This window comes from Duganella alba (assembly GCF_009674495.1).
GTDB lineage: Bacteria > Pseudomonadota > Gammaproteobacteria > Burkholderiales > Burkholderiaceae_D > Rugamonas > Rugamonas alba.
Map to the genome: position 1 here is coordinate 1 of NZ_WKJN01000060.1, position 11,372 is coordinate 11,372.

General features: G+C 62.5%; 9 protein-coding genes and 1 rRNA gene. 5 read left to right on the plus strand and 5 right to left on the minus strand.

Annotated elements, in window-relative coordinates; translation table 11 throughout:
- Positions 1-180: 180 nt before the first annotated feature.
- Together GJ695_RS28565 and GJ695_RS28570 are read right to left on the minus strand one after the other, a co-directional pair.
- On the minus strand, positions 181-519 hold the full coding sequence (locus GJ695_RS28565) for a P-II family nitrogen regulator (RefSeq protein ID WP_154360515.1): 339 nt from the start codon (positions 517-519) through the stop codon (positions 181-183).
- 11 nt (positions 520-530) lie between these two features.
- Positions 531-1,277, minus strand: coding sequence for a TorF family putative porin (locus GJ695_RS28570; protein ID WP_154370484.1), 747 nt, complete (start codon positions 1,275-1,277; stop codon positions 531-533).
- Between the two features lie 278 nt (positions 1,278-1,555).
- Between GJ695_RS28570 and GJ695_RS28575 the strand changes: the two genes are divergently transcribed.
- Positions 1,556-1,795, plus strand: coding sequence for an accessory factor UbiK family protein (locus tag GJ695_RS28575; RefSeq protein WP_154360517.1), 240 nt, complete (start codon positions 1,556-1,558; stop codon positions 1,793-1,795).
- Positions 1,796-1,891: 96 nt separating this feature from the next.
- Entirely contained in the window at positions 1,892-3,400 is a 1,509-nt protein-coding gene (locus tag GJ695_RS28580) for a YifB family Mg chelatase-like AAA ATPase (RefSeq protein WP_154370485.1), read from the plus strand.
- Here GJ695_RS28580 and GJ695_RS28585 read toward each other — a convergent pair.
- Positions 3,389-4,186, minus strand: a complete 798-nt coding sequence (locus tag GJ695_RS28585; RefSeq protein WP_154370486.1) for a hypothetical protein — start codon at positions 4,184-4,186, stop codon at positions 3,389-3,391. The genes GJ695_RS28580 and GJ695_RS28585 overlap by 12 nt on opposite strands.
- A 451-nt stretch (positions 4,187-4,637) precedes the next feature.
- On the opposite strand from GJ695_RS28585, the gene GJ695_RS28590 reads away from it, so the two are divergent.
- The 3 genes from GJ695_RS28590 to GJ695_RS28600 all read left to right on the plus strand — a co-directional run bounded on the left by GJ695_RS28590 (position 4,638) and on the right by GJ695_RS28600 (position 7,315).
- Positions 4,638-6,338, plus strand: a complete 1,701-nt coding sequence (locus GJ695_RS28590; RefSeq protein WP_154370487.1) for a M1 family metallopeptidase — start codon at positions 4,638-4,640, stop codon at positions 6,336-6,338.
- Positions 6,335-6,820: a hypothetical protein gene (locus GJ695_RS28595; protein ID WP_154370488.1), complete on the plus strand. Its 486-nt coding sequence runs from the start codon at positions 6,335-6,337 to the stop codon at positions 6,818-6,820. The genes GJ695_RS28590 and GJ695_RS28595 overlap by 4 nt, the downstream gene beginning before the upstream one ends.
- A gap of 153 nt (positions 6,821-6,973) precedes the next feature.
- A complete protein-coding gene (locus tag GJ695_RS28600) occupies positions 6,974-7,315 on the plus strand; it encodes a DUF1840 domain-containing protein (protein ID WP_154370489.1) in 342 nt (113 codons plus the stop codon).
- Here the strand turns inward: GJ695_RS28600 and GJ695_RS28605 are convergent.
- Both GJ695_RS28605 and rrf read right to left on the minus strand, forming a co-directional pair.
- Complete coding sequence (locus GJ695_RS28605) at positions 7,312-11,199, minus strand: sensor histidine kinase (protein WP_154370490.1); 3,888 nt, start codon at positions 11,197-11,199, stop codon at positions 7,312-7,314. The genes GJ695_RS28600 and GJ695_RS28605 overlap by 4 nt on opposite strands.
- Before the next feature lie 76 nt (positions 11,200-11,275).
- Positions 11,276-11,372, minus strand: a 5S ribosomal RNA gene (rrf, locus tag GJ695_RS30685); the annotation flags it as partial.

An 11,372-nucleotide genomic window follows, 5' to 3' on the forward strand; every position in this document is an offset into this window, starting at 1 on the left:
GCAGGTGCGGCGGCGGCCGGCGCCGGTGCAGCGGCAGGAGCAGGCGCGGCAGCAGCGGCGGCAGCCGGCGCTTCAGCTGCCGGCTTGGCGTCTTGCGCATACACGGGTGCTGCCAGCGCAAACAGGATGGAGACCCCAGCCAGCAAGCTTGTTATAGTTTTCTTCATTCTCATCGTCCTCTTAGAGAGCTTCGTTGCCGGTTTCACCGGTACGAATGCGGATCACTTGTTCCAGGTTGTACACGAAGATTTTGCCGTCACCGATTTTGCCGGTGCGGGCAGCGCCTTCGATGGCTTCGATGGCCTGTTCGACGATGGCGTCGTCCACTGCCGCTTCGATCTTGGTCTTCGGCAGGAAGTCCACGACATACTCCGCACCGCGATACAGCTCGGTGTGGCCCTTCTGGCGACCGAAGCCTTTCACTTCGGTCACGGTAATGCCCTGCACGTTAATCGCCGACAGGGCTTCACGCACCTCGTCAAGCTTGAACGGCTTGATAATGGCGGTAATCATTTTCATACTGGCCTCGCTTAGAAGGTTTTGGAAATGGTCAGGACAGCACCGGTTTTACCCAGGTTCTTCCCTTTTCCGACGTAGGCTTCGGTGTCGGCATAGACCGCCGCCAATGCCACACTGACCACGCCGAAATCTTTGGTCACGCCCACCTTGTAGTCGGTATAGCTGGAGGCGCCGTTGTTCTTCACATTCTGGTGACCCACGTGCAGGTTGAGGATGTAGCCGTCATACACTTCGTTGTTGAACTGGCCGTCCACGTAACCGGAGTTTTTGCTGTTGGCAAAGCCGAACAGGTTGGTGGTCGAGTGCGAATACTTGACCGAGAACGGGCCGGCCGTGATCTGGCCATACAGCTCGAAGGTGTTGGCGCTTGGGCTCAGCTTGTTCGACGGGTAGAAGTAGTACAGGCCGCCGACGTCGTAGCTGATGTCGGCGGTGATGTTGCCGCGTTTGCCGGCATACAGATCCCATTCGACCTCGCCGTCGCCGCCGCCGTCCTTGACCCATTTGATGGTCGACAGCCAGGTGCCGGCGTACAGGCCGGTCGGGTTATTCACGTAATCCGCGCCGCCCTGTAAGGCCGGCTTTTCTCGGGTTTGCGATACGCCGCGATAGCGGTAGTCGCTGACAACGGCAACGTTATAGCTGACTTCGTTGTCTGGTTTTGCTTCCGGAGCGGGTGTCGCTTCTTCGGCGCGCGCCAGGGACGCGAATGCTAAGGTCAACGCAGCAATCAGGGTAAAGTTCTTGGCCATTTTCATAATTGTTTTTCCTAGTGAGTTGAACTTGATTAGCGGATGCGGTTTAAAATCCTTGTTATGTGAAGCGATGAAAAGCATTCAATAGCTTCTTTAGCAGAATGTGTGCCAGCTAATGTTGTTCAGCAAACAGGTGGCGTATCATGGTTGACAACGGCCCGGCTGAGACCAAAGTGAGAACGACAGGGAGCGCACAGCGGGATTTCGGCGGCTTCGCACCACATTAACGCCGACACGCACCCTAATGGTGCAATGATGGACCAACCAGATCAAGGAATATTATGGATATGAACACTTTTTTTAATGACTTGCAAAACAAGATCAGCCAAGCCATCGAAAACTCACCAGCAAAGGACATTGAGAAGAACGTCAAGTCCATGATGACGCAGGGATTCGCCAAACTGGACCTGGTCACGCGCGAGGAATTCGACATCCAGACCCAGGTGCTGGCCAAGACCCGCGCCAAGCTGGAAGCGCTGGAAACCCGCCTGGCGGAGCTGGAAAGCAAGGTTAATCAATAATCATTCTTGCGCTCGGCCGTTTGGCCTAGCGCAAAGCGACGCGACGGGCTTGGGCTACGCTGGCGACTGGTCCTTCTTTTGCCTGTCCGCCCAGCCATGTCTCTCGCCGTACTCAAAAGCCGCGCCCTGGCGGGCATGGAAGCGCAGGAAGTCAGCGTTGAAGTGCATCTGGCGAATGGATTGCCTTCCTTCGCCATCGTCGGTCTGGCCGACACCGAGGTGAAGGAAGCCAAGGACCGCGTCCGCGCCGCCATCCAGAATGGCGGTTTCGAATTCCCGGCGCAGCGCATCACCGTCAACCTGGCGCCGGCTGATCTGCCGAAAGAATCGGGGCGCTTCGACTTACCGATTGCACTCGGCATCCTGGCCGCCTCCAAACAAATTCCGGCGCGCCGCCTGCATCAATACGAGTTCGCCGGCGAACTGTCGCTGTCCGGCGAGCTGCGCCCGATACGCGGCGCGCTGGCGATGTCACTGGCCACACGCCGCAATGGCGGCTGCCTTGCCTTCATCCTGCCGCTGGCGAATGCCGATGAGGCGGCGCTGGTGTCCAGCGCCGCCATTTACCCGGCCGACTCACTGCTGCAAGTGTGCCGCCATTTCGCCGGCAAGTCGGTCGAGTCCATGCTGTCGCGCCACGAGGCCGCACCGCTGGCCGCAGCGCCGGAATATCCCGACTTCGCCGACGTCAAGGGGCAGCTCCTCGCCAAGCGCGCGCTGGAAGTGGCTGCCGCGGGCAACCATTCAGTACTGCTGGTCGGCCCGCCCGGTTCCGGCAAGACCATGCTGGCCTCGCGTTTCCCCGGCCTGCTGCCGCAGATGACCGACGAGGAAGCGCTGGAGGCTGCGGCCGTGCAATCCCTGACCGGCTCGTTTCGCATTGAGAACTGGAAGCGCCGGCCGTTCCGCTCGCCGCACCACACCTCGTCCGGCGCAGCGCTGGTGGGCGGCGGCAGCGTGCCGCGTCCCGGCGAGATTTCGCTGGCGCACCGCGGCGTCCTGTTCCTCGACGAATTTCCGGAATTCGATCGGCGCGTGCTGGACGTGTTGCGCGAGCCAATGGAGTCGGGCCACATCACCATCTCGCGCGCCGCGCGCCAGGCGGACTTTCCGGCGCACTTCCAACTGATCGCCGCCATGAACCCATGTCCTTGCGGATACACCGGCCACAAGAACATCGCCTGCCGCTGTACCCCGGACGTGCGCCTGCGCTACCAAAGCCGCATCTCCGGTCCGCTACTCGATCGCATCGACATTCAGATGGAGGTCGCCGCCATCGATCCCCACGTTCTCGCCGCCTCGGCGGATGGCGAACCGTCCGCCGTCATTGCCGTCCGTGTGCAGGCTGCGGCGGATCTGCAAGTGCTACGCCAGGGCAAACGCAATCAGTTCTTGACCCCGCGTGAAATCGATCGCTACTGCAAGCTCGACAAACCAGCCAAAGCCTATCTGCGATGGACCATGGAGAGCTTTCACTGGTCCGGCCGTGCCTACCATCGCATCCTGCGCGTCGCCCGCACCATCGCCGACCTGGCCCGCTCCGACCTCATTCACGAGCCGCACGTGGCGGAGGCTGTCCAGTACCGCCGTGCGCTATTCGGATGACGTCCCCTCCTTCTGCTTGAACAGGCTCAGCGCCGACAATAGCTTTCCCAGGCGGCGCACGATCAACAAGGAAAGTCCGACCGACAGCAAGGCCAGGACACCGGTGCCGTAAACCGCTATCGACTCCATCTGCGTAAGCAGCCGCACCAGTACCGCGCAAACGAAACAGACCAATGGCGCACCCAAGGCAATCGTACCCGCTGCCATCAGCGACAGCCAATCGAGCACGGCAATGATCTTCGATGTATGCATGCCGGATGCCGAGCGCAATTGCTCTTTCAACGACAGCCGCCCGAAGAGCACTGGGTCGTCTTCCACTTTTGCGCCAACCAACGCGCGTGCCAGCCACAATAGTTGAAGAACACTCACCGCCGCCAGGAGGATCACGGCATAGGCGTAGCGCAGATCGATGTTCAATAGCGGCACCTTGACGGTCTGATCGGCCCATCCCTGCAACAGTGAACGGAAAATCTCCCTGGGATCTTGGCCGGACGCCGTGCCACTCAAGCCCAGCCGTACTATGTCCTCGCGCAACTCCTTGGCAGTTCCGAGCGCGTGGATTTTCCCGTTGCCATCTGCAGTATAAGCACTCCACTCCTCAGTCAGCATGCGCTCACCAAAATTGAGATTCACCGGGCGCGCGCTGGTGAACCAGATTTCATGGCGCTGAAGCAGGGGCAACTGCTGCGGAAATTCGAGCACTTCCCTTGAGACGACGATATCGGAGGGCAAGCCATTCGTCTCGTTCTCCAGATTTTTCCTGGCCCGCTGTTGCGCCTCGCTCAACTCCGGCGATCTGATCCAGCGAAACTCAATTCCAGGCGCAAGTTAGACACTGCCACGAAACTCGTAGCTCGGATTCGAGTCCCACCGTGAAATCACCTGCGCCACATTGCGATGCCAGGACGGCCAACGAAATAATGGCGGGCTCAGCCGCCATCAACTTCGTTCCGGTAAAAATGCGATCGCCGGTCGCCTTACCGCACAGTATGGATATCGTCAGGCTGGATACCGCCAGTCCATATGCTACTTTTGTTCTGGAATCCATCGCTATCTCTCATCAATATTGAGCGACATGGTTGGATAACTATGCATGCGTACCGCGCAGCGATCCTTGCGTCAGGTATAAAACCCCATCAGCCGGCATACAAAAAGCGGCAATCGCCTCACATCAACATACCAAGTCAGGTCCGCTTGCTGCTATATTTGCTCGCAGCTCACTCACGCCAGGACCACGATGACCCGCTTGCCCCTCTACCTTGCCGCCGGCGCCCTGCTGACCGGCTGCGCCGCCACCCGCCCGCCCGCCACCGATTTCACCCTCAACTCCGGCAGCCCGCGCGCGCCCGAGCAGCTGGCGGTGACGTTTGAAAAAGTCGACCTGGCGCTGCGCGTCGATCCGGCCACCAGGAGCATCAGCGGCGACGCCGCCCTCACCTTCCTGCTGAAAGAACCGCTGACCCGCATCGCCGTCGAACTCGACCGCAACCTGCCGGTCGACAGCGCCAGCGTGGACGGCGTCCAGCTCACGCCGGCCGCGATCAGCAATCCCGACGGCCGCCTGTACCTGACCCTGCCGGCGCCGCTGCCAGCCGGCGCCCGCACCACCGTGCGCATCACGTACCACGGCACGCCGCAGGTCGCCAAGCGCGCGCCGTGGGACGGCGGCTTCACCTGGAGCCAGACCGCGGACGGCCAGCCGTGGATCGCCACCACCGTCGAAGGCGAAGGCTGCGATCTGTTCTGGCCCTGCATCGATCACCCGATGGGCAAGCCGCAGCTGATCGACCTGCACATCAGCGTACCGGCGCCGCTGGTGGTGGCCGGCAACGGCGTCGCCACCGGCATGGACGAAAAGGATGGCTGGCGCACCTACAACTGGCACGCCAAGAACCCCAGCACCTACGGCGTCGCCCTCAACATCGGCCCCTACGAAACGCTGTCGGGCGAGTACGCCAGCCGCTTCGGCAACACCATCCCGCTGCGCATGTGGTACCTGAAGGGCCACGACAAGGAAGCCCGGGGCCTGTTCAGCGAATTCACGCCGATGCTCGATTTCTTTGAATACCGCGTCGGCCCGTATCCGTTCGGCGACGAAAAAATGGGCGTGGTCGAAACGCCGCACCTGGGCATGGAACACCAGACCATCAACGCTTACGGCAACGGCTACGCCAAGTCCGCCTACGGCTATGACTGGCTGCTGCACCACGAGCTGTCGCACGAGTGGTTCGGCAACCAGATGACCAACGCCGACTGGGACGACATGTGGCTGCACGAAGGCTTCGGTTCCTACATGCAGCCGCTGTACCTGGAGTCGCTGCGCGGCGAACGCGAGTTCCAGGCCGAGCTGTTCAACTTCCGCAAGTCGCTGCTGAACAAGGCGCCGGTGGTCAGCGGCAAGACCCAGCGCATCGAAGATATCTACGAAGAGGCGCGCGGCGGTCCCGGCAACGACATCTACACCAAGGGCGCGCTGATCCTGCACACGCTGCGCAACCTGATCGGCGACGACGCCTTCTTCACCGCCACGCGCCGCATGGTCTACGGCACCGCGACGCCGACGCCGGGCCACTTCCAGCCGCGCTGGAGCAGCACCAGGGAATTCGTCCAGTTCGCCAACGAAGCCAGCGGCCGCGACCTCAACTGGTTCTTCAACGCCTACCTCTACCACGCGGCGCTGCCGGAACTGGTGGAAGAGCGCAGCGGCGGCAAGCTCAAGCTGCACTGGAAGCTGGCCGACGGCGGCGCCTTCCCGATGCCGGTCGAAGTGCGCATCAACGAGCGCATCGAGAAACTGCCGATGACCGACGGCAGCGGCGAACTGAGCCTGCCGCCGCACGCGCAAGTGACCATCGATCCGATGTCGCGCGTGCTTCGCCAGCAGGCCTGGATCGATGAATGGAAAGCCGCCGACGCCAAGAAGAAATCCAAGCGATGAAAGGCACGCTGGCGCTTCTGCTGCTGGCCGCGCTCCTGGCCGGATGCAGCCCCAAGTACGACTGGCGCGACTACCGCAGCGCGGACGCGCCGTATGCCGTGCTGTTGCCCGGCAAGCCGGCCACGCAGACCCGCGCCATCAAGCTCGACCAACTGGCCGTCAGCATGACCATGGCGGCCACCGAGATCGATGGCGTGGTGTTTGCCATCGGCAGCGCGCAACTGGCGGACGCCGCGCAGGCGCCGGCCGCCCTCGCGGCGATGCAGCGCGCCATGGTCAGCAATATCGGCGGCACGGTGAGCAGTCGCAGGACGCTGGCCGGCGGCGCCGTCGAAGTGGAAGCCAGCGGCGGGAATATGCGCCTGAGCGGCCGTTTCCTGGCCCAAGGCCGGCAAATTTATCAAATCGTCGTGGTCGGCCCGCCACAGAAAATCGACGCCGAAACGCTGGAAACATTCTTCAGTTCTTTCAAACCTCAGTAAAAACTGAATTATTCGCTTAGAAAATACTTAATCAGGTGCGCCAGCGCCCAAACAGCGAGTCCAAGGTCTTGTAAAGTTTCAGGTATGTATTAAAGTCTAAGTAACTGGCGTTTTACCGCCTCTTTACTCTATAAGATCAAGAAAGCGTTGCTTATGTTAATCGCATTCAAATCGAAATCCAGCCCGGAAGTCCTGATGTACCAGGAACACGCCCAGCGCATCCTGGACCTGCTGCACAAAAATCCTACGCGCGGTGTCATCACCGCCGCCGAAGCGGCGCAGGCGCTGTCGGTGCTGGAACATGAAGTGGCCGAAACCAAGCTGCATCCGGAAAACGACGTCGAGCACGACGCCCACGCCCATGAGCAGGAAGAAGGCGAAACCAAGGAGCACGCCGCCGCCCAACGCGTCGGCTTCTCCGCCCGCGCCTATCCGCTGCTGGAAATGCTGCGCACCGCCAAGGCGGAAAACGAGCACATCATCTGGGGCATTTAATCCCCGGCCAGGGACGCCTTCAACGGTAAATCCATCGTGAAGCGCGTCCCGACGCCCACCGCACTGTCCACCCGTATCGAACCATCCAGCAGCGACGTCACGATGTTGTAAGTGACGCTCAGGCCGAGGCCGTTGCCGCCCTGTCCCAGCTTGGTGGTGAAGAACGGATCGAAGATGCGCGCCTGGTGTTCCAGCGGGATGCCCTTGCCGTCGTCCTGGAACACGATGCGCACGCGGTCCGATCCCAGCTGCACCGCCCACATGCGGATCTCGCCGTCGTCGCGGTCTTCAAACGCATGCAGCAGCGCATTGTTGATCAGGTTGATGATGACCTGGCCGTAGGGGCCGGGGAAACTGTCCATCATGATCTCTTCCGGCATCTCCAGCACGATGTGATGGCCGGCCTTGCGCACCTGGTTCTTCATCGTCATCACGATCTCGTGGCTGGCCTGGTGCAGATTGAAGGCGCGCCGCTTGGCGCTGGCCTGGTCCACCGCCACCTGCTTGAAACTGTTCACCAGCTCGGCCGCGTTGCGCAGGCTGCGCATCAGCAGCGTCGAGGCTTCGCGCGCCGCCTCCAGGAAACCGCTCAGGTCGGAACGGCGCAGCGTATTGCCTGCGTTGAGTGCTTCCATTTCCGAGGTCTTGTCTTCCAGCGTGCTGGCGATCACCAGGCTATTGCCGATCGGCGTATTCAATTCATGCGCCACGCCGGCCACCAGCGAACCGAGCGCCGCCAGCTTCTCGCGCTCCACCAGCTGCTGCTGCGCGTCGCGCAACTGGCGGTAGGAATCGGCGTTGGCAAACGCCACCGCCACGTAGGAGGCCAGCGTGGTCAGCATGTCGAGGTCGATGCGCTGGTAGGCGTGGGTGCGGTAGCTGTGCACGGTGATCACGCCGCGCACCTGGCCGCCGACCGAGATCGGCACATAGATCAGGGAACGCGGCTCGGTGGGAATCGATCCATCCTCCAGCGTGCCCATGCTCTCGGCGCCGGACACCAGGTCCAGGCTGTCGATGAAGCGCCCGTACTCCTGTTCCAGATCGTTGATGAACACTTCCTGCGCATGGTGGATGCACCACACCGCCAGCTGGTTCGGCTCGCGCATGCTGCGCGTGTACGGCGTGTAGCGCTTGCCGCGCTCCATCGCGAACGGATACTCGATCAGCTCCTGCTCCGGCCGGTAAATGCCGATGCCGAACACGCTGGCATCCATCAGCGTATGCACCTGCTGGTACAGCAGCGACATGATGGCTTCGCTGTCGAGATTGGCGGTGATGCGGCGGCCGATGTCCGACAGCAGCGAAATATTCCGGTGCGCCTGTTCGACGTTTTCCTTTTCGCGCTCGATGGACTCCTTCTGCTGCACCAGCTCGCGCGTGCGGCTGCCGACCTCCTGCTCCAGATCCTGCTTCTGCAGCACCAGCAGGCGGATGCGGATGCGGAACAGCAGATACGCGCTGCCCAGCACCATACACGCCGCCAGCAGGCGGAACCACCAGGTCTTCCACACCGGCGGTGCGATCGTGACCACCATCGACACCGGCTCGGCGCTCCACACGCCGTCCTTGTTGGCCGCCTTCACGCGGAACACATAGCGGCCGGGATCGAGATTGGTGTAGGTGGCGAAGCGCTTGCCGGCGTCGGTCATCACCCAGTTCGGATCGAAGCCTTCAAGCTGGTAGGCGTAGCGGTTGCGCTGCGGGTCGGCGTAGTGCATGGCGGCGAATTCAAACGAAAACACCGCGTCACGATACGACAGCGCCAGCGCCCTGGCCTGGTCCAGCGGCCCGCGCGCCAGCACGTCGGGATGCCCGGCGCCGCCCAGGATCGACTGGTTGAAGATCGAGAAATCGGTGATCGACACCGGCGGCGCACGCGGGTTGTCACGTATGCGCGACGGCTGGAACGCGGTCACGCCTTCCAGGCCGCCGAAGTACAGCGTGCCGTCCGGCCCGCGATAGCCGGAGCCGATGAAATACGAGCCGTCGATCAGGCCGTCCTTCGCGGTGTAATTCTTGAACAGGCCGGTGGCCGGATTGAACAGCGAAATCCCCGCCGTCGAACTGATCCACAAGCGGCCCTGCTCGTCCGGCAGGATCGCGCCGATCGGATCGGGCGAGCGGCCGTTGGCCGGCGCATAGAAATGGAAGCTCAGTTTGCCGTTCTTTCCCATGCGGGCCACACTCAGCCCGGCTGCCGTGCCGATCCAGATCCGCTCCTGCGCATCCTGGTACAGGTAATGCACGCGGTTGTGGCCAAGGCTGTCCGGCCTGGCCGGATCGTGGCGATAGTGTTCGAATTTGCCGGTGGCGCGGTCCAGCCGGTCGATGCCGTTCTCGGTGCCCACCCAGAAATTGCCGCGCTGGTCCTCCAGCAGCGCATACACGCGGCCGGACAGCTTGTCGGGATCGGCCACATCGGCCGGGAAGGTCTGCACGGCCAGCGTCTGGGGATCAATGCGGTACAGCGACATGCGCGAGCCGGCCCAGATCACGCCATCCCTGGCCACCAGGATGCGCTGCACGGCGCGCGCCTGCGGATCGCTGCCCAGCGGCATTTCCACATAGCGGTCGCTGCCGGCGGCGCGCCAGAACAAGCCGTTCAGCGTGCCGACCCACAGCCGGCCCTGCTGATCCATCGCCAGCGATGCCAGCGGATCGGTCGGCAGCGATCCCGGTCGTTTCGCCGCATTCGACGTGAATTCCACCTGGCCCAGCGCCGGGTCCAGCAAGGCCAGCCCTGCCGCCGACCCCAGCCACAGCTTGCCGCCGGGCGCGGCCGCGATGGCGCGCACCTTGTTGCTGCCGATGCCGGGCAGCACGCCGGTCTGTTCGGAATAGCGCTCAAAGCCGCCGCTGCTCAGGTCGACGTGGTCGACGCCGCCGTACCAGTTGCCGATCCACAGCGTGCCGGTGCGGTCCTGGTACAGGGCGCTGGTCTGGTTGTCGGTCAGGCTGTGCTGATTCAGGCTGTCGCGCGCATAGCGGTAAAAGCGGCCGCTGACCGGATCGCGCCGCCGCACACCATCGGTATAGGTGGCCAGCCACAAGGCGCCATCACTGTCGTGCAGCAGTTTGACCACGCGCAGCCGGGCCAGGTCGGCCGGCAGCGCCACCGGCAGCGGCTCGGCGGCCTGGCCGGTCAGCCGCCAGGCCTGCACGCCTTTCATGGCGCCGGCCCACAACACGCCGTCAGGGCCGATGGACAGCGACAAAATGGTGTTTTCCGCCGTGCTGTCCTGGCTGCCGAAATGGCGGAACCGGGTGCTGTCGGCCGCCAGCATCTCCAGTCCGCGCGCCGTGCCGACCCACAGATTGCCCTGCCGGTCGCGCGCCAGGGCGCCGACGCGATCGTCATTGATGCTGTCCGCGTCGAGGTCGGCATGGCGCAGGATCAGCAAGCGTCCGCTGGCGGTATCCAGGTGCTGCAAGCCGTCGCCGGTGGCCAGCCACAAGCCGTGCTTGCCGTCGCCCACGATGTCGACCACCGCCACCTTGTTGAGCATATGGACGAAGTTTTGCGTCACCGGGTCGTAGCGGTCCAGGCCGCCTTTGCTGCCGACCCATAGCTGGCCGGCCTCATCCTCATACAGGGCCTGGACATAGTTGTCCTGCAAGCTCTGCGGATTGGCGGGATCGTTCTTGAAGGTGGTGACGCGGTAGCCGTCGTAGCGGTTCAGGCCGGCTTGGGTGCCGAGCCACATATACCCCTGGCGGTCTTGAAGAATGCTGGCGACCGACTCCTGGGTCAGTCCCTGTTCCATGCCCAGATGCTCGAAACGCAGCGTCAACGGCGCCGCGCGGCCCACTGAAAACAGCGCCAGCAGCACGCAGGCGACGAGGACACGTAGTGCGGAAACGGGCAGAAGTGTGAGGCGCATATCGCCCCATTTTAATTCACAAAAGCAAAAAATCCCCAACCAGATCTGATCCGGAAGGGGATTTTTCTAATAACTAGCTTGACGATAACCTACTTTCACACTGGTTGCAGCACTATCATCGGCGTAGAGTCGTTTCACGGTCCTGTTCGGGATGGGAAGGGGTGGGACCGACT